Genomic DNA, 18,463 nt, shown 5'->3' on the forward strand with positions numbered 1-18,463 from the left:
CATCCAGACCACATCCAGACCACGTCCGGGTCCTCGCTGCTGACATGCAGCAGGTAAAGCAGCCACGACGCCACGCTCTACAAAGACCGCAACACAGTCGAGCGCGCCATCAACAAGTTCAAGGAATGGCGGGGGCTGGCCACCCCCTACGACAAGACACCCGAGAGCTATGCCGCAGGACTCCACCTGCGCGGGTCCATCCTCTGGTTACGCAGCCTTCAAGCCCTCTCGTGATCTCAACTCAGAACACCCCCTAGAGGTTGTCCCGTAACTGGTGTGGTGGTTGGTGCGTTGGCTGGGCATGGGTGGGGTGTTTTCAGCGGATGATCCGAAGTGGATCGAGCCGTTCTCGGGACTGTCCGAGGCGCAGTTCGCCAGGCTGATGGTGTTGGTGCGGCGTCGTGGTGGTGACGTTCAGCGCGGCCGTCCGTGGCGGCTGTCGCTTGAGAATCGGGTGCTGCTGGTGGCGACGTACTGGCGCACGAACTTGACGTTGCGGCAGGTAGCGCCGTTGTTTGGGGTCTCGAAGTCCGCGGCTGACCGCATCCTCGATCATCTCGCACCCCTGCTGGCCATGTCTCCCGCGCGCCGGCCGCGCAAGGACACCGTCTACATCGTTGACGGCACCCTGGTGCCCACCCGTGACCGCAGCGTGGCCGCGTCCAGCAAGAATTATCGGTACTCGACGAACCTGCAGGTCGTCATCGACGCCAACAGTCGCTTGGTGGTGGCGATCGGCCTCCCACTGCCCGGTAACCGCAACGACTGCCGGGCGTTCACGGAGTCGGGTGTCGACCAGGTCTGCCGCGGAGCGCCGGTCATCGCCGACGGCGGTTACCAGGGCACCGGCCTGCTCATCCCGCACCGCCGGCGACGCGGCCAGACGCATCTCAGCCCGGAGCAGGAGGTTTGTTGTCGCACTCGCCGTGTCCGCCGCAGGTCGTGTCGTTTCCTGCGGGTCACGGTGCCGCTGTGGCTGGCAAGCCCCGTCACCCGCTGCGCGGCAGTGTCCTGGTGCGGTGGAGATCGTTGGCGGGGTGATGACCCAGGTGATGTGCCTGGGTGTCACTGCCGCCTGGTGTGGGGCAGACCGTGTGCGGCCGGGCTCGGCTGGATGAACTCGTCGTGGAGGGCGAGGCGCCTGCTGAGGACCCAGTCGTATGTCCTGCTCTGCTTTCACTGCTTTGCGCGAGTTCCCCTGTGTGCACCGGTCGTCCGGGCGCCTGAAAGAGGATTCCATGCGACGTACTCCGTTTCCGCTGGCGCTGGCTGTTGTCGCCGCGACCACGCTCAGCTTCACCACCGCGACCGCGGCGCCCGCGGCTCCGACCATCACCATCAGAAGCGCATCGTTGACGACCGGCGGCACCTCCGTGACGTGCCCGAACAGTCTGGCGCGGGTGGTGGGCGGGGGCTTCGATGTCGCCAGCAGCAACGAGGCGTCGGTCAGCTATCCCTCCGCTGCCAGGTCCTGGACGGTCGACGCGCCCACCGAGTTCGAGCCGTCCGGTACCGCGTACGCGATCTGCGCGCTGGGAGACCTGACGGTCACTATCCGCTCCGCGCCCGCGAGTCCGGGGGTGGCGACCACGGTCACCTGCCCCAACGTCCTGGCCCGGGCGCTGAGTGGCGGCTTCCGGGCTGACGACTCGCAGTCCGCGGCGGACGTTACCCAAAGCTATCCCTCCGGCAGCCGGTCCTGGGCCGTCAAGGCCGACGCCCCCGGCACCGCTTATGCGGTGTGCGGTCTCACCTCGCTGACGACCACCGTGCGGTCCGCGCCCCTCGTCGACGGTCAGGCGACCGTGACCTGCCCGAATCCGCTCGCCAACGTCTTGGGTGGCGGCTTCACCACCAATGGGGCCGTACCTGCCAGCTACCCGTCCGGCCCCAGGTCCTGGACGGTGAAGGCGGAGGCTGCCAGCACGACCGGCAGCGTCTACGCCGTGTGCGCCGTCGAAGCCTGAGCCACGGGTGTGGGGTCGGCGCGAGTAGACGTCGACCGGCCACCCGGCCGGGACCCCGACAGCGTGGGCAAGCCCGGGGTGACCCTGGGCAAGCCCGCTCTTGTCGGTGGCGACTGGGTGGCTGGGACGCGTGGACAGGAATGAGGAGTTGCTGCGCGGGCCGGATCTACGGCGAGGACCACGACCACCCCCGCCACGGCACCCGGCGCGCGTACCGTGACGGGCCCGCGAGTCCGCGCCCCGCCACGAGCGCGGATCGGCCGGCACCCCGGTCCTTGACGACGCGCACTACCCGCGCGAGAACAAGGAAGGCGACCGCACCCCGAAGGTGACCAGCGCCGAGGAGGCCGCGTTCTTGATGCTCTCTTCCCGCAGGTCACGAGGCTCTGGAGCTGATCGCCATTACGGGTCGCCGAGGGCCTGCCGGGGAGTCTGTCAAACGAACGTTTCACAGTCCCCGGCCCCGGCCCACTCCTACGGCAACGCGCGCTCAGGCGCAGGTACTCAAAGCCATTTACACAAGATCGTCGATCAAGCGCGACTTGTGCGGCTGTGGGCCGTTAACCGGGCGGCCCCGCTTGTTTTAGCGGAGGTCAGTCCTCTGCTGCTTACCTTCTGGAGCTTTGCCGTGACTGTGGAAATTCAAGCTGCCGAGCCGCTTCCAGGCTCGGTGTCCGGTGGTCTGCCGGGAGACGCGGTGGCTGTGGTGGGCGTCGGCCTGTGCCTTCCGGGTCGGATTCGGACCTTGGACGGTCTGTGGGCAGCCCTTGAAGGGGAACGGGATCTGGTGGGGGAGGTTCCCGCTGATCGGTTCGACACCGGGGCCTTCGTCACAGCCGGCGCCGGGCGGGCGGGCAAGTCCTACACAGCCGCGGGCGGGTTTCTCGATGATGTGGCGTCGTTCGACGCCGGCTACTTCGGTATCGCTCCCAAGGAAGCCACCCGTATCGATCCTCAGCAGCGGCTCCTGCTGGAGTGCGCGGTCGAGGCGTTCGACGATGCCGCGATCGACCCGGCGTCGCTGGCCGGCAGCGACACAGCCGTGGTGATCGGGGTCTCCTCTCACGACTACTCCGATCTGCAGGCGCGGCGGTTGCGCTCGTACAACCCGTACACCATGGGGGGTTCGGCAGCCTGCAATACCGCCAACCGCCTGTCGTACGTGTTCGACTTCCAGGGGCCCTCGAACGCGGTGGATACCGCCTGCTCTTCGGCTCTGACCGCGGTGCACCAGGCGTGCGAGGCGCTGCGTACGGGCCGAAGCCCGCTGGCGATCGCCGGCGGAGTAAACGTTTTGCTGAGCCCGGCGGGTTTCGCGGGTTTCTCGGGTGCCTCGATGCTGTCGCCGACAGGGCGGTGCCGGCCGTTCTCGGCGTCGGCGGACGGGTATGTGCGCTCGGAAGGTGCGGGGGTGCTGCTCCTGAAGCCGTTGTCCGCGGCCCTGGCGGACGGGGACCGGATGCATGCGTTGATCCTTGCGAGCGGCATCAATGCTGATGGCCGGACTGCTGGTCTGGCATTGCCCAGTGCCCGTTCACAGGCGGCGTTGCTGGAGCGTGTGTATGCGAGCGCGGGTGTCAGGCCGAGTGATGTGGCGTACGTGGAGGCGCACGGCACGGGGACTCAAGCGGGCGACCCGGTCGAGTGCGAGGCCCTGGGGCGGGCACTGGGCGCCGGCCGGACCGGCGGTCCGCTGCTGGTGGGATCGGTGAAGTCCAACATCGGGCATATGGAGTCCGCCGCTGGGGTGGCGGGTCTGCTCAAGGGGCTGCTGGTGCTGCGGGAGGGCAGGATTCCGCCGACGCTGCACGGTGTGCCGCAGAACCCCGCGATCGATTTCGCCGCTCTGGGGCTGGAACCCGTTGTGGAAGCGCGGCCGTTGCCCGAGACCGGTAAGAGGGTGGTGGGGGTCAACTCCTTCGGCTTCGGCGGCGCCAACGCCCATGTCGTCCTGGCCGCGCCCCCCGCCCCCGCCCAGGCGTCGGGCCAAAAGACGGTCGGGCAGGGAGCCCGTCTGCCGGTGGTGGTCTCCGCCCGTACCTCCCGGGCGCTCACGGACGCCGCGCAGGACTGGGCCGCTCACTTCGAAGGCCAGGCGCAGCAGCATGCCGAGGGCGCCGGCCGGCGTTTCTACGATGACGCCTTCACCGCCAGCCGCCGGAGGGCTGGGCGGGAGCAGCGCATCGCCGTACTAGCCGACGGCGCCCTCGATGCGGCGGCCGCGTTGCGCTCTGCCGCTTCGGGCAGGCCGGCTGCGGCAGTCGCCGTGGAGGAAGCGGTCGCGTGTGGTCGCGTGGCGTTCGTCTTCAACGGAAACGGTGCCCAGTGGGTGGGAATGGGGGCCGAGTTGCTGAGCGGGGACGCGGCCTTCGCTGCCGAGGTGGCGGCGGTGGATCGCGAGTTGGCGCCTTTGCTGGGCTGGTCGGTGCGGGCGGAGCTTGCGGCGCCGTCGGATCCCCGGCGCTGGGAGCGGACCGAGGTGACGCAGCCCCTGCTGTTCGCCGTGCAGGTTGGTGTGGTGGCAGCGCTCGCCGCGCGCGGGATCGAGCCGGTCGCGGCCATGGGGCACAGCGTGGGCGAGGTCGCGGCAGCCTATTGTGCGGGGGCGCTGAGTCGGTCGCAGGCGTGCCGGGTGGTTGCCGAACGCAGCCGCGCCCAGGCGGCGACGGTGGGCGCGGGCCGGATGGCGGCGGCAGGTCTCGGTGCGGAGGCGGCGCGGCGGCTGCTTGCCGACAACGGGTACGCCGAGCGCTTGGTGGTTGCCGCGGTCAACTCGGATCAGGATGTGACGATCGCGGGCGAGGCAGAGGCGTTGGAAGCGCTCGGTGCCCAGCTGGATGCGGAGGGCGTCTTCTTCCGTGACCTGGGTCTGGACTACGCCTTCCACACCCCCGCGATGGACGGCATCCAGGAGCCGCTGGCCGAGGCGCTGGCCGGCCTGCGTCCGGACAAGTGCCGTATCCCGCTGATCTCCACCGTGACGGGGCGTTCGGTTCAGGGCACGGAGCTGGATGCGGCGTATTGGTGGCGCAATGTGCGCGAGCCGGTCCTCTTCGCTGAAGCCGCCGGCGTGCTGGTCGACGAAGAATTGCAGTGCGACGTGCTGGTGGAAGTGGGCCCGCACCCCGTGCTCAGCGGATACCTGCGTCGTGTGGCGGCAGACAGCGCGCACAGCGTCGCCGTCGTTGCGACGCTGTCTCGCGTCCAGCCCGGCCCGACGGCCCTGGATGCGGCGCTCACCCGTCTGCTGGCCGTCGGCGCGCAGGTCGACTGGAAGGTCTTCTTCCCGCAGCGGGGAGCGGTGACGGCCCTGCCGGCCTATCCGTGGCAGCGCGAACGGCACTGGAACGGCCACCCGGACTGGTGGCTGGAGGAGTCCGGGCAGCAGCCGTCCACCCCGGTGCGGCAGCCGCTCCTGGGGGCTCGCCAACCGGTCGCACACCCGGCGTGGCGCCAGCAGATCAATCCCGATGCCCTGGCGTGGATGGCCGACCACACCGTCCAAGGCGCTGTCGTGTGGCCGGCGGCGGCCTACACCGATATGGCACTGGCCGCCGGCTTGGAGGTGTTCGACGCACCCGCCGAGATCATGGGCCTGACCTTCGACAGGGCCCTGACGCTGCCGTTCGACGACCCGGACATGGACGTTGCCCTTTCAGCAAGCCTGGACTCTGATGGTGCCTTCGCTGTGAGCAGCCGCAGCGGCGGGCAGCAGGACTGGAGCGAACACGCCAGCGGACGCGTGCGGCGTCTGCTGCGCGACCAGCCGCCGGCCCTCGCCTTCGGCGACATCCGCTCCCGGTTGACCGGCCTGCTGTCCCCCCAGGAGCACTACGCCGCCTGTGCACGCGCCGGTCTGCCCTACGGCCCCGCTTTTCGGCCGCTGACCGCCTTGCATACCGGAGCGCAGGAGATTCTCGCGGAGTACGCGGCAACGATGGAAGCGGCCCCCGGCCACCAGGCCCACCCGACTGTTCTCGACGGTGCCCTGCAGGCGGGTATGCCCCTGCTCGCGGCCGTCAACGACGACTCGTGCCCCTATCTGCCCTCGGGAATCGAGACGGTGCGCTGCTGGCACCCGATGCCGGAAAAGGGGCTTGTTCACGTGCGGGCCCGGCTGGTCACCCCGCAGGAAGCCGTCTGGGACATCACTGTCAGCGACGCCGACGGAACGGTCGCCCTGGAACTGCTGGGCTGCCGTCTGCGCCGCTTCGAGGCGGGCGGCAGGACCCGGCCCCAGCAACTGACCGAAGTCCTGCGCGCCGCCCCCCTTGCGGGAGAGACCGCACGGCCGGCGCCGTTGCCCGCACCGGCGGATGTCTTCGCCGCCTGCGCGCAGGAGATGGCCACCCTCACCGCAACGTGGACGGCGAGTCCCTACGACCGGTTCCGCACGAAGGTCATGGAGATGACCGGGCACTTCGCCGGCGCCGCAGTACGCGAACTGCTCCCCGGCGCCCAGGCAGTGACGGTGGAGGCGCTCATCGCGGCTGGCGCGGATGTCAAGTACACCCAGCTCCTGCGTACCCTCCTGGGCACGGCGACCGAGCACGGGGTGCTGCGAAGTGAGGGACCGGGCCGCTGGCGCCTGGCGAAGGAGCCCACCCCGGAGCCGCTGTTCGCCGCGCTGTTCGGCGACTTCCCCGGTGAGGCCGCGACGGCGCTGGCCTACGGGGCATGCGGACAACACCTCGCGCGCGTCCTTCGAGGGCAGAGCGACCCCCTGGAACTGCTGTTCTCCGATGCGGATTCCATGGCCAACCGCTTCTATGACGGCGCACCCATCCTGGCCTACCACGGCCGGCTCGCAGCGACGCTGATGGCGAGCACCATCGCCCGCTGGCCGCAGGACCGCCCGCTGCGCATCCTGGAAGTCGGCGCGGGCACCGGCGCCACCACAGCCGCCATGCTGCCCCACCTGCCGCGCGAGCGTGCCCACTACACCTTCACCGACATCTCCTCCGCCTTCTTCCCCCAGGCCAAGAACCGCTTCGCCGCGTACGACTTCGTCGACTACCGGGTCCTGGACCTCGAATCGGACCCCGTAGAACAGGGATTCGCCCTTTCCTCCTTCGACCTTGTGGTGGCCTCCAACGTCCTGCACGCCACGACCGACCTCGCTGCCACGCTGCGCCGCGTCGCGGATCTGCTGGCCGACGGCGGACACCTGCTGGCAGTGGAGAGCCACAGTCACGAAGCTCTCGCACCGGTCTTCGGGCTGCTGGACACGTTCTGGTCAGCGACCGACCGCGAGCTGCGGCCCGACGGGCCGCTGCTGGCACACGACCGTTGGAAGGACTTCCTGCACGAGTGCGGGTTCACCGGCACCGCCCAGACGGGAGAGACCGCGTCGTTCGCGCTGAGCGACCACTCCGTCCTCCTCACCGCCCGGCGTCCTCGCTCCCACGCCCCCGCCGCAGCGCCCCGCACCGAAGCGGTCCCCGGCCGCCGGTGGCTCGTGGGCTCCCTGCCCGGCAAACGACAGGACCCCGGCCCGGCACAGAGCTCGGTGGTGGCCGCCCTGCACGACCGCGCACCCTCCGCTGCCGTCCGGACGACGTCTGTCGACGACACCACCGCGTCGTGGAAGGGTCTGCTGTGCGCGGAGCAGCCACCGACCGACCTGGTTCTGTTCACTGAGGAAGTCACCGCCGCGTCACCGGCCGAAGCGACCGACGCAGCGGTACGCCACCTCGCGGTCTTCCGGGCCCTCAGCGCCGCCTGCAAGCAGCGCACCGACACCCGTGACCTGACCGTGTGGCTGATCGCCACCAGTTCCCAGACCGCCGTATCCGCGCCACCCGCGGCGGAGCATGGCGGCGCGTGGGGAGGAGCGCGCACTCTGGCGAACGAGCACCCGGAACTGACGGTCCGCAGGATCGCCCTCACGGGTGCGCGCGGTGAAGGGCAGCACAAGGAGCTCGCTGACCGCGTGGTGAGGGAGTTGCTGGCCCGGCCGGAGGAGGACGAGGTACTGCTCACCCCCGCTGGCCGGTTCGCCACTGTTGTGCGCCCCCTGTCCCCGCCGGTGACCGGGAGCGCCTCCAGCAGCTACACCCTCACCATGGACGACCCCGGCCTCCACTACCGGTTGGCCTGGCGGCCCGCCGAGGTGCCCACACCGCATGCCGGCGAGATCGTGATCGCTGTCGCGGCGGCTGCCCTGAACTATCGCGACATCATGATCGCCACAGGCCGTGTCCCGGCCATTGCCTCCAGCCGGATGCCGCACACCGCGGACGTCGGCCTCGAATGTGCCGGAGTGGTCAGTGCCGTGGGACCCGGCGTCACCCACGTCGCCGTCGGCGACCGCGTGGCGGGGCTGGCACGAGGCTGCTTCGGTGCGTATGCGCTCGCGCGTGCCGACAGGGTCATGCCGCTGCCGGCGGAGATGTGTTTCGCCGCTGCCAGCACCCTGCCCGTGGCTTTCGCCACGGTGCACCACAGCCTGAACCACCTGGCCCGCCTGGCTCCCGGCGAGACGCTCCTGGTCCATGGAGCCGCCGGCGGGGTCGGTCTGGCCGCCCTGCAGTACGCGCGCCGCACCGGAGCCCGGGTCATCGCGACCGCCGGCACACCGGCCAAGCGTGACCTGCTGCGTCTGCTGGGCGTCGAACACGTGCTGGACTCACGCCGACTCGACTTCGCCGAGCAGGTCAAAGACCTCACCGGCGGAGCGGGCGTCGACGTGGTCCTCAACTCGCTCGCCGGGGAAGCCCTGGTACGCAGTGTGGGCCTGCTCAAGCCCCACGGCAGGTTCCTCGAACTCGGCAAGCGGGACTTCCTCCAGGACAGCTCGCTGCCACTGGCCCCCTTCCTGCACAACCTGACCTTCTTCGGGGTTGATCTCTCCCCCATGATGAGCGGGCCCTCGCCCCTGATGGACCAGCACCTGAGCACCCTCACCAAGGCCGTACACGCCGGTGACTACACGGCGCTGCCCTACCGCGGCTACCCCGCCCACCGCATCGACGAGGCGTTCACCAACCTCCAGCACTCCCGGCACACCGGCAAGATCGTGGTCACCTTCGACGGCGACGTACCCGTACGCCGCCCTGCCGACCGGCCGGTACTGGACCCTGACGCCACCTATCTCATCACCGGCGGCCTCAGCGGATTCGGCGCCGCGACCGCACGCCACCTGGCCGCCCGGGGGGCGCGCCATCTCACCCTGCTCAGCCGCCGCGGCGAGAACGCACCGGAAGCCGCCCAGCTTCTGACCCACCTGCGCAGCTGCGGCACCCACGCGGCCGTCCATGCGGCGGACATCAGTGACGAAGCCGCACTACGCCGCGTGCTGGACGACGTCGACACCTCCGGGCGCCGGCTGGCGGGCATCATCCACGCCGCCATGGTCCTCGATGACGCACCCCTGGCCGAGCTGAGCGACGACCGCCTGCGCGCGGTCCTCGCACCCAAGATGACCGGCGGCCTGCTCCTGGACGCTCTCACCCGCGAGCGCTCACCGGACTTCTTCGTCGTCTACAGCTCGGCGGCCGCCCTGGCAGGCAACATCGGGCAGGCGGCCTACGTCGCGGGCAACCTCGTCCTGGAGGGACTGGTCCGGGCCCGCCGAAACGCAGGTCTTCCCGCCCTTGCCGTCCAGTGGGGAGCCATCACCGACACCGGATACGTCCACCGCACCGGCCGCTCCGAGGAGATGACGGCGATCGGCCTCGGGCATCTCACCGCCGCCGACGCCCTCATCCGCCTGGACGAGCTGCTGAGCCACCCCGAGGCGGCCACCGCGGCCGTCGGCTTCTTTGACTGGGACAGGCTCCAGCAACACGTGATGCCCACCCTGACCGCCCCCCGCACGGCCAGTCTCCTTCAGGGCCGGCGCGACATCGACACCGCCGACCAGTGGCGGGACACGCTGGCCGCCACCAGCCCCGCCGAGACCGTGCGCCTGGTTGAAGACAAACTCGCCGAACTCCTGGCCGTCGTCCTGCAGACGACCCCCGAGCGCATCGACCGCTCCCGCCGGCTGGACCTGCTCGGCGTCGACTCACTGATGGCCGTTGAGCTGGCCAGCGCGATCAGCAAGAGCATCGGATGCGACCTGCCCGTGGTGGAGCTGACCGGGGCCGGCCATTTGAGCGACCTCGCACTGCGCGTCCTGGCCCGCCTGGGCAACCGCACCCACACCAGCAACTGAACTCCCCCCGGGGCTGCACCGACCCGGTGCGGCCCCGGGCCCGCTCCTCCTGAACGGACACACAACCGTGACATCGCACCGTGCCCACCCCGGGCAGCCTTCCCTGGCCTCGCTCACCGATCGGCCCGCCGCCGCACTGCGACTGCTGTGCCTGCCGCCCGCAGGCTGCGGCCCCAGCTTCTACCGCCCCTGGGCAGAGCATCTGCCCGAATCCGTAGACCTGTGGGCCATCCGGCTGCCCGGCCGCGGCGCTCTCGCCGACCAGGCATCCCTAACGGACCCTCACCACACCACCACGGTCCTCGCAGACCTGATCCACCAGAGCGACGACGACCGGCCGTTCGCACTGTTCGGCCACAGCCTCGGCGCCCTGCTCGCCTACGAGACCACGCGCGCCCTGGTCCGTGCCCGCCACCGCACGCCCGTGCTGCTCGCACTCTCCGCCCTGCCCGCACCCCATCTGGACGCCTTCGTCACCGCACTGTCCGCGGTCCTGCTGGACGGAAGGCAAGGCGCCGCCAGGCTCCTTGGCCCCATCCCCGACGAACTCCTGAACGAACCCCAGATCCTCGCCGCCGCCTACACCCCGATCCTCGCGGACCTGCTTCTCGCCCTGCAGTACCGACACCAGCCCGAACCGCTGCTGGACCTCCCCGTCGCCGTGTACGGCGGCCAGGACGATCCGATCGCTCCCATGGAACGACTGCGTACCTGGGGCGACCTCACCACTCAGCCCGTTTCCCCACGGCTCTTCCCCGGCGCCCACAGCTACCCCGACCAACAGATCCGCGCCCTGACCGACCGGCTGTGCAAGGACCTGCACGCCGCCGCCCGCTACGCCGTGGCGACACCATGAACATTGAGGTGACACGCACGAGCGAGGTTCGCCGCTGGGCGGCGACACTCACCGTGTGCCTGGGCCTGTTCCTTCTCGCCATCGACCTGACCGTCCTGAACGTCGCCGTCCCCGACCTCCACACCGATCTCCAGCCCTCGATGTCACAGATCCAATGGATCATCGACGGCTACGCCCTCGTCCTCGGCGGATGCGTGCTGGCCACCGGCTCACTGACCGACCGCATCGGACGCCGCCGGGCTTTCACCACCGGACTCCTGCTGTGCGCCACGGCCTCACTCCTCGGAGCCCTCGCGCAGGAACCGGAGCAAGTCATCGCGGCCCGGGGAGCCATGGGAGCCGGCGCCGCCCTGCTCATGCCCGCCACGCTGTCCATCATCCACCAGCTCTTCCCCGAGCCCGAGCTACGGCGCCGTGCGATCGCCCTGTGGACGGCAGTGATCGGCGTCGGGGGATTGACCGGACCAGTACTCGGCGGCTGGCTCGTCGAACACTTCTCCTGGCGCGCCGCATTCTGGATCAACCTGCCCGTCGCGGCCATCGCCATCACGCTCGCCCTGATCCTCGTACCGGAGTCGCGCGCACCGCACACCCCCATCGACTGGCCCAGCATCGTCCTGTCCGCCGCCGGCCTCCTCACACTCGTCTGGGCGTTCATCGAAAGCCCCACCCACGGCTGGACCAGCACGCCCGTCCTGACCGCCTTCGGCGCAGCAGCCCTCCTGCTCACAGGCTTCATCGTGCGCCAGCACCACGCCCGGTTCCCGATGCTTCCCATCCCCCTGCTGCGTATCCCATCGATCAGCATGGGTGCCGCGGCACTGGCACTGATGTCCTTCGCCTGCTTCGGAGCGCTGTTCGTCGTCACCCTCTACCTGCAAGGCGTACTGGGCTACACCCCCTGGCAGGCCGGGGTCCGGACCCTCCCGCTCCCTGCCGGGCTCGTACTGGGAGCGGCTGCTGCCCTGCCGCTCGGAGCCCGGTGGGGAAACCGCCTGCCGATCGTCACAGGCTTGCTCATCACCACAGCCTCGTTCGCCATTCTGGCGACCACAAGCGCCACCTCCGGCTACGGTCATCTGATCGCCTTCCAGGCCGTCGCCGGCGCAGGAGCCGGACTGACCGTCGCAGCGGCAACGGAAACGGTCATGGGCGCCACCCCCGGCGAACAGGCCGGCCTCGGCTCAGCCATCAACGACGCCACGCGCCAAGTCGGATCCGCCCTGGGCGTGGCCGTACAGGGGTCCCTCCTGGCCACCCTCTACAGCGACCGGCTCAGCGACCGGCTCACCGGTACCGACATGCCCGCGCAGCTCGCCCGGGCCGCCACCGAAAACGTCCTCGCCCCGCATACCCTCGCGCCCCGCCTGCCAAGTCCCACACGCGAGCACCTCCTCACAGCAGCCCGTGAGTCCTTCACCGAAGGACTCACAGCCACCGCCCTCCTCGCCGGACTAGTCACCCTCCTCACTGCCGCAGCAGCTGCCTACTGGCTGCCCACCCGCCCCACACACCTGCACCCCCAACCAGCTGCCCCCGCCCAACCGGCAGCCTTGAACAATCTGTGAGGTTCAGCTCGCCGTCTCCATCCAGGGGACGAAAAGCAATACCGGACAGGGCGATCAACTGTCCGCCCGCAGGAACCTGAAATGACCGCTCACCCAGACGGCCCGCCGTCCGCGGAGATACGAGCCATAGAAAAGCCCGGCCGGTAGTAACGGCCCGGCCGGGCTTTTCACAGGACGAGTGCCAATGAGGCGGCGGCGCCAGCTGAAGAGGCGTACGTCAGGCGGGGGTGATGTTCTCCGCCTGGGGGCCCTTTTGGCCCTGGGTGACATCGAAGTTCACCTTCTGGCCTTCCTGAAGCTCGCGGAAGCCCTGGGCGGAGATGTTCGAGTAGTGGGCGAAGACGTCCGGACCGCCGCCGTCCTGCTCGATGAAGCCGAAACCCTTTTCGGCGTTGAACCACTTAACGATGCCGCTGGCCATGTGTCCTCCAAGGGGACTCGAAATCGGTCCCGCACCGTGCGGGGAACCGGAGGTGATCGCCCTGGTCCTCAGACTGGTGAACAACGAAAATCGCCCGTGAAGGTGTGCTCACGGGCGACCGGTACTTCGAACCATGACAGCTACCGCAGACGCTACACGCACTGTCCTGCTCGCACCACAAGAACACTCATCCGCCGGGGCACGCGTCCCGGCGAAGCAGACCGGACTGGCTTGGGCGGCAGGACGGCTTTGACGTGGCACCTCCACCGGCAGGCGGACCACCGCGTTGCGTCGCCCTGGCCCGGGCGCCGGGCAGCCTTCTGACGGGAGTGCCCGGATTTTGGCGCATATCTCACACTCTTCGTATGCCTAGCGGGGTGGCGGCCGGCTTCGGCATCAGGGTGGTCGCGGCGATCATGGGCGTGGCCGGAGCCCGAAGGTGTGGACGACGTTGCCCGGGACGCTTCAGAGTCCCGGGCAACGTGCGTGAGCGGCGGGTACCGGGAGACCGCGGTACCTCGCGCAGGCTGCCGGACTCCTCGCCCTTTTGCGCTCAGCTGCCCGATCCGTACGGTGCGTTCGCACCTGAACTGTTCGGCAGAGCACGAACATTCGACGGCGTGGCCAAGACATCGCGAAGCCGCTCGATCTCCATCCGCTGGGCGGCGATCTGCGACAGAGCCCGCTCCCTGAAGTCGGTGAGCCCATCGATCTGCGCGTCACACGCGGCGAGGCGTTCCTTCAGTCCGGATACCTGTTCCCTGAGGCGCTCGATCTGTGCAGCCCGCGGGTCCGGAATCACGCCCGTTTCCCCAAGCTCGGTCAACCGGCGTTCGAACTCCTCCGCCAGGTGTTGGTAGGGGCCAGACCGCGGCGAGCCGTCGCGGTTCTTCTTGGGATAGAAGCCGGTGCGGGGCGACCCTGGCCTGGGTCGCGAGGGTTTTGATGTCGCACTTGCCGCCCGAGGGAACGTCACCGGCAAGGAGCCGTTCCATGACGTGCCGGATGGCCGTCTCGTTGTTCCGCCGGGTCTCGTCGCTGATGCGGGCCACGTCATGCCCCCGTTCCGCAGAGGGCGTCGATCTCGGCCAGCACCCGTTCATCGCGGGCGAGTTCCGTACTCAGCCGGGTCCTTTCCGTCCGCCGTGCGCGTCCGATGGTGGCGATGAAGACCTTCTTGCTTTCGGCGCTGGCCGCCCACACCGGGCGGTGCCCGGCATGGTGAGTGGCCTGGGGACACCGCGCTGAATCGCACATGCCGATCAAGGGCTCTGTCGCCCCACGGGCGTGGGCCCCTGCGAGCTTGAGGCACAGCGCCTTGGACGGATCGAGGAACCAGCAGTAGTTCACCGGCCCCAGGTGCAGGGACTTGGCCCGCTTGGCGAGCAGGTTCGTCACCTCCTGGTCGCTGCGCTTGATGTTCGGCGCCCCTGAGGAATCCAGCTGTTCGTCGACGAACGCGAAGAAGTCCAGGAGGTCGCTGGCGCCAGGCCCCGCAGGCCGGATACCGTTCCGGTAGTCGTGGAAAGCGTCGAGGGCGACGCGCACCTTGTGCTCCCGCTCCTCTTGGCCGAACTCGGCCATCAGCACCGATTGGGCCCCACCGGGGCAGTCCGCATAGCCCTCCGTGGTGACCACGGAAATGTGCTTGAGATGGATCTTGGCGGCCAGCAGACCACCGGGCCGGTGCGCCATTTCCACCGCGAGGGTTCTCCGTAGCATCCGCAGACTGACCGGCACCTCGGGGATCGGCGCCAGCCCAAGCCGACGGCCCTTTGGGCCATTGACCCGAGTCAGGAACCATTCGTACGGGGTGAAGAAGGAGAGCGACTTGAACAGGTGACCGTCGTTCTTCACCCGGTCAGCGAGCGAGGCGGCGACCTCGGCGGTATCATACGCCTGCTTGATGGTCACCCACTGATCGTATTCACCACCCAGCTTCCGGCCCTTGATGACCTTGCCCTTCAGACGGTAGCGGCCGCGGCCCTCGCCGAGCTGTTCGGGAGGCAGGCGGCAGTCGAGGGTCAGCTCAGCCAGTTCGCTCTTCCGCATTCCGGTCAGTGCAGCGAGCGCGATAAGGCAGGCGGTGCGGGCCCGGGAGAGCTGCAGTCGGGCCTCGGTGGTGTTCATCGGCAGGGTCCAGGGGATACTGCCCCGTCCGTCCGCTCGATCCACCAGGGCGGCTGTCCGGCCCCAGCGTTTGGACAGGCCCACTTCCCTGACGGCCTTCTCCAGGTGGCCGCGCAGCGTGGGTAGCCACGTGTAGTGGAAGGCGCGCCGTCCACTCTCGTGGGCGAGGGAGATCAGGTTCACCCGGAGCAGCGGATCGTCCGGATCCCAGCCGTCCGCCAGCGGCTCGGCTACGACGTGATCGAGGGCGACATCGAACGGATCGCCCTCCTGTACGTGGCGGTCGATGGCCTGCAGGACCTCGACCCTCCAGTCCGGACGCTCCCGGTTGTTGCGGCCCGGGCGGTTCGGCACCATCTCCTGCAACTGCTGCTGCAGCTCCCTGACGTGCGGCGCCAGCACCTCCACCACGTACAGGGCCGCCGCGACGAGCGGTTGGAAGACGTCGTTGCTCAGCGGCGGTGTCGTGTTGCCCATCCGACGGACCATTCCCGCGACGGAGTACGCCGTGCGTCGCCCCCACGGACGGAAGGCCGGCACGTAGCGGGGAGCAGGAGCCGCTGCACCCGCACCAAATTCCGGCACACGGGACCATCCCCGCAGGTGGTCCGCGCCATGATCGACGGTTTGCGGGCGATGCTGGAGCAGGCGTTGCTGGCAGCGGGAGCCGGTAAGCAGGAGGCGGCAGAGCTGGCGTTGTGCACGCTGGCGACGAACAAATCTCTGGCGGTGCTGAGACGTGCCGGCTTCTCGGGCGAAGACCTGGCGACCGTCGCGGCAGCCGCCGCTAAAAATGCCAAGGCTCTGCCGAATCTACCGGCCGAACCGTCGAGGCCGCGATAGGACATCGTTTCTTATGGCTGTGATGAGGACTGGGCGGCTTTAGGGAAGCCCAGTTCATCCAGCAGCGCGTCGAACAGCTCCTCTACGAAGGTCTCCCGTGCACGTAGCAGTTCCTCGATCCGGGACTGCTGCGCCGTGGTCTGGACACCAGCTGCTGTAGCCCACGCAAGAGCACCTTCGGCGTCGGCCGGCACCTCCGCATCGAGCTCTGCGCGCTTGCGTCCGATGGCTTCTTCGAACTCCGGGGTGGCTATCCACAGGCTCACGTCGTCTACGTCCTCGGGGTCCTCGACGAGGAGAGCAGCGGCGTTTTCCAGGTTGAGCCATGCCTGCCAGCGGTGCCCACCGGTGTTGAGGCCGGTCACGAGGGCGATGCTGCTGTCGGAGACATCAGCGACGCAGGCCGGCGCGCCGGTCCATTCGACCAAGGTGGGCAGGTGCTCGTCCTCCCAGATGCCTTGCTCCAATTGCAGGGTCTGCCAGCCGCCTGGTCGCGGCTGCCACGCGTACACGTTGTCCCTCAGCCCTGGACCGGTGCTGCCGAACAGGGGTGCTTCCAGCAGGGGGCGCTCGCTGCGCGCAAAGACCAGATGACCGGAAAAGCCCATGGAACCTCCTCGTCGAATACCAGCGCACCCTACGAGCCGTCACTGACACCACCGGTGCTGGCCGACTGTTGATCCCGATCGATTGGTTCACCGGATCAGTCGGCGGTGGCCGATCAGGGTCGCGGCTATGCCGACAAAGGCGAGAAAGTGTTCGGCCTTGCGTTCGTAGCGGCGGTGGAGCCTTCGGTAGCCGGCCAGCCAGGCGGGCCGAGCCCGGCCTGGAGCCTCATCCCACCCCGCGCCGTCCGCCAGCGGCTCTACAAAAAGATCCACAGGATGCGAAAGGCGGTTGGAACCCTCGCCCTGCCCGCCATCGCCACCACCAGCAGCCTCTACTTCACCCACGTCCTGCCCCACAGCGATGCCCCCATCGCCCTGGGCCTCACCGGTCTCGTCGTCCTGTACGACTCCGTCATCGCCGTATGCCGCACCTGGCACTGAGCACTGCGACGTCGTCGGAACAAGGCAGGACAACAGCATCCGCACGCGCCATCTGACGCAGAATCACCCTGCCACGGTGCCCCGACCATAAAACCGGGGCACCCTACCTCAGATGCCCGATATCCACATGTTCCGTGTCCAGGACTCAGGTCGAGCGCCCTGGCAGTCGCTGCCGTACATCGGCAGACCCCAGCCGCCGCAGACACGCTGATCAACTGATGCAAAGACTCGGTCGGGGCACTCTGACCTCAGCGTGGTACCACCACGTTACCGCTACATGGGCCTGGGGGTGTTCGGACGCGCGCGTGCGTGGTGAGATGCCGACATGGAGGTCGTGCTGGCCAGCTTGATCGCTGTCGCTGGAACCCTGCTGGGATCCATTATCACCTTCACCTTCCAGCGCCGTTCCAGCCTGCAAGGAGAGGCTTTCGCCCGCGCCCTCCAGCTTCGCCAGGAACGTCTGACGGCCTACAGCGCCTACGCTGGAACTGTTACCGCACTCAAGCAAGGGATCGTCGCCCTCTGGTTTCTCCAGCAGGCCGACGCCGACAGCTCCGAGACACGACGCGCCTTCACCGAATGCGACAAACTTGGCGCTGACGCAGAGAACGCTCAGTTCCGAGTCCGGCTACTCACTGAAGACGCCATGCTCATCACTCTCGCCACGTCGGCCCTGCACGCCATCGGTCCAATCCGCCGGGCAGCGACAAAAACCGAGCTGGCCGAACGCGAGCAAGAACTGCAGAACGCCCTCAACGCTTTCGTAGCCGCTGCCTCTGTCCAGCTCCGCTGATCCGCAAGGCAGCCCGCGCCCCCGGCTCCAGCCGGATCGCTGAACAGCAGGGATGCCCCTTCCTTCCTTCCTGACAGCCGAGAGAAGGGCCTCGTAGCCTGGCGATCCAGCGTCACCACGGTCCACCGGCGCTACAGCATCCCCAACGAAACCGTCGCTGCGAAGCATTGTCAGTGCCCGGCGGTACGGTCCGCAGCATGACGTCGACCCCTCACCTCAACACTCCCCGGTGGCTCCTGGAGGTCACCGCCGCCGCAGCCCCCGCCGACCCGGCCGCCTTCGAAGAGCAGCGTCAACTGCTGCGTTCCGTCGCCGCGTTCCACCCCACCTCGCGGACGTGGTGGACGTACAGAGGCGCGCTCGATGTCCGGGCGCTCACGGTCCTGCAGCGCCTGTACGTGGCAGCGCAGCGGCTCGGGACCGAGGTGCGCGGGCAAGTGATCGCCGCCCCGGAATGCTGGAATGGGCCGTGTTTCACCGAGGCCGGCGAACTGGCGGCGCTCGCGGCGGCAGAAGCAGACCGAGGCCGACAGCTCGGACAGCTTCCGGCCTCCTAACGCGGGCGCTCTCGCGACCAGCCGACGGACGTGGTGTGACCTACGTCCAGCGATGGTTCGAGCCCGGTCGGCGATTCGCACAGGCACCCCCAGCTCCGAGAGCCCGTCGGCCTTGCCATGG

General features: G+C 68.9%; 12 protein-coding genes and 3 pseudogenes. 10 read left to right on the plus strand and 5 right to left on the minus strand.

The window, feature by feature from the left end; genetic code table 11:
* Nucleotides 1-60: 60 nt before the first annotated feature.
* From O1Q96_RS23540 to O1Q96_RS23565, 6 genes and pseudogenes are all read left to right on the plus strand, one after another.
* Nucleotides 61-234 (plus strand): annotated as a pseudogene (locus O1Q96_RS23540) (IS5/IS1182 family transposase); the annotation flags it as partial.
* A 67-nt stretch (nucleotides 235-301) separates the two neighbouring features.
* A pseudogene (locus tag O1Q96_RS23545) lies at nucleotides 302-907 on the plus strand (transposase); the annotation flags it as partial.
* A gap of 331 nt (nucleotides 908-1,238) precedes the next feature.
* Nucleotides 1,239-1,967 carry a hypothetical protein gene (locus tag O1Q96_RS23550; RefSeq protein ID WP_269253976.1) on the plus strand — a complete coding sequence of 243 codons (729 nt, stop codon included), beginning with the start codon at nucleotides 1,239-1,241 and terminating at the stop codon, nucleotides 1,965-1,967.
* A 628-nt stretch (nucleotides 1,968-2,595) separates the two neighbouring features.
* Nucleotides 2,596-10,125, plus strand: coding sequence for a type I polyketide synthase (locus O1Q96_RS23555; RefSeq protein WP_269250082.1), 7,530 nt, complete (start codon nucleotides 2,596-2,598; stop codon nucleotides 10,123-10,125).
* 67 nt (nucleotides 10,126-10,192) lie between these two features.
* On the plus strand, nucleotides 10,193-10,981 hold the full coding sequence (locus tag O1Q96_RS23560) for a thioesterase II family protein (RefSeq protein ID WP_269250083.1): 789 nt from the start codon (nucleotides 10,193-10,195) through the stop codon (nucleotides 10,979-10,981).
* Between the two features lie 8 nt (nucleotides 10,982-10,989).
* On the plus strand, nucleotides 10,990-12,549 hold the full coding sequence (locus O1Q96_RS23565) for an MFS transporter (protein ID WP_269250084.1): 1,560 nt from the start codon (nucleotides 10,990-10,992) through the stop codon (nucleotides 12,547-12,549).
* A 217-nt stretch (nucleotides 12,550-12,766) separates the two neighbouring features.
* Here the strand turns inward: O1Q96_RS23565 and O1Q96_RS23570 are convergent, their stop codons facing one another.
* From O1Q96_RS23570 to O1Q96_RS23580, 3 genes are all read right to left on the minus strand, one after another.
* The gene (locus tag O1Q96_RS23570; RefSeq protein ID WP_269250085.1) at nucleotides 12,767-12,970 is read right to left on the minus strand and encodes a cold-shock protein; all 204 of its coding nucleotides are present in this window, start codon (nucleotides 12,968-12,970) and stop codon (nucleotides 12,767-12,769) included.
* Nucleotides 12,971-13,523: 553 nt separating this feature from the next.
* Nucleotides 13,524-13,796, minus strand: coding sequence for a hypothetical protein (locus tag O1Q96_RS44280; protein WP_331276060.1), 273 nt, complete (start codon nucleotides 13,794-13,796; stop codon nucleotides 13,524-13,526).
* Between the two features lie 227 nt (nucleotides 13,797-14,023).
* On the minus strand, nucleotides 14,024-15,577 hold the full coding sequence (locus O1Q96_RS23580) for a site-specific integrase (RefSeq protein ID WP_269250086.1): 1,554 nt from the start codon (nucleotides 15,575-15,577) through the stop codon (nucleotides 14,024-14,026).
* Between the two features lie 138 nt (nucleotides 15,578-15,715).
* On the opposite strand from O1Q96_RS23580, the gene O1Q96_RS23585 reads away from it, so the two are divergent.
* Entirely contained in the window at nucleotides 15,716-15,943 is a 228-nt protein-coding gene (locus O1Q96_RS23585) for a hypothetical protein (RefSeq protein WP_269250087.1), read from the plus strand.
* A gap of 11 nt (nucleotides 15,944-15,954) precedes the next feature.
* Here O1Q96_RS23585 and O1Q96_RS23590 read toward each other — a convergent pair whose 3' ends face one another.
* Nucleotides 15,955-16,551: a hypothetical protein gene (locus O1Q96_RS23590; protein ID WP_269246440.1), complete on the minus strand. Its 597-nt coding sequence runs from the start codon at nucleotides 16,549-16,551 to the stop codon at nucleotides 15,955-15,957.
* Between the two features lie 87 nt (nucleotides 16,552-16,638).
* Nucleotides 16,639-16,755, minus strand: a pseudogene (locus O1Q96_RS23595) (IS5/IS1182 family transposase); the annotation flags it as partial.
* A gap of 72 nt (nucleotides 16,756-16,827) precedes the next feature.
* Between O1Q96_RS23595 and O1Q96_RS23600 the strand changes: the two are divergent.
* From O1Q96_RS23600 to O1Q96_RS23610, 3 genes are all read left to right on the plus strand, one after another.
* Entirely contained in the window at nucleotides 16,828-16,992 is a 165-nt protein-coding gene (locus O1Q96_RS23600; RefSeq protein ID WP_269250088.1) for a hypothetical protein, read from the plus strand.
* 325 nt (nucleotides 16,993-17,317) lie between these two features.
* Nucleotides 17,318-17,785 carry a hypothetical protein gene (locus tag O1Q96_RS23605; RefSeq protein WP_269250089.1) on the plus strand — a complete coding sequence of 156 codons (468 nt, stop codon included), beginning with the start codon at nucleotides 17,318-17,320 and terminating at the stop codon, nucleotides 17,783-17,785.
* Between the two features lie 197 nt (nucleotides 17,786-17,982).
* The gene (locus O1Q96_RS23610; protein ID WP_269250090.1) at nucleotides 17,983-18,342 is read left to right on the plus strand and encodes a hypothetical protein; all 360 of its coding nucleotides are present in this window, start codon (nucleotides 17,983-17,985) and stop codon (nucleotides 18,340-18,342) included.
* Nucleotides 18,343-18,463: the final 121 nt, after the last annotated feature.

The organism is Streptomyces aurantiacus, from assembly GCF_027107535.1.
GTDB lineage: Bacteria > Actinomycetota > Actinomycetes > Streptomycetales > Streptomycetaceae > Streptomyces.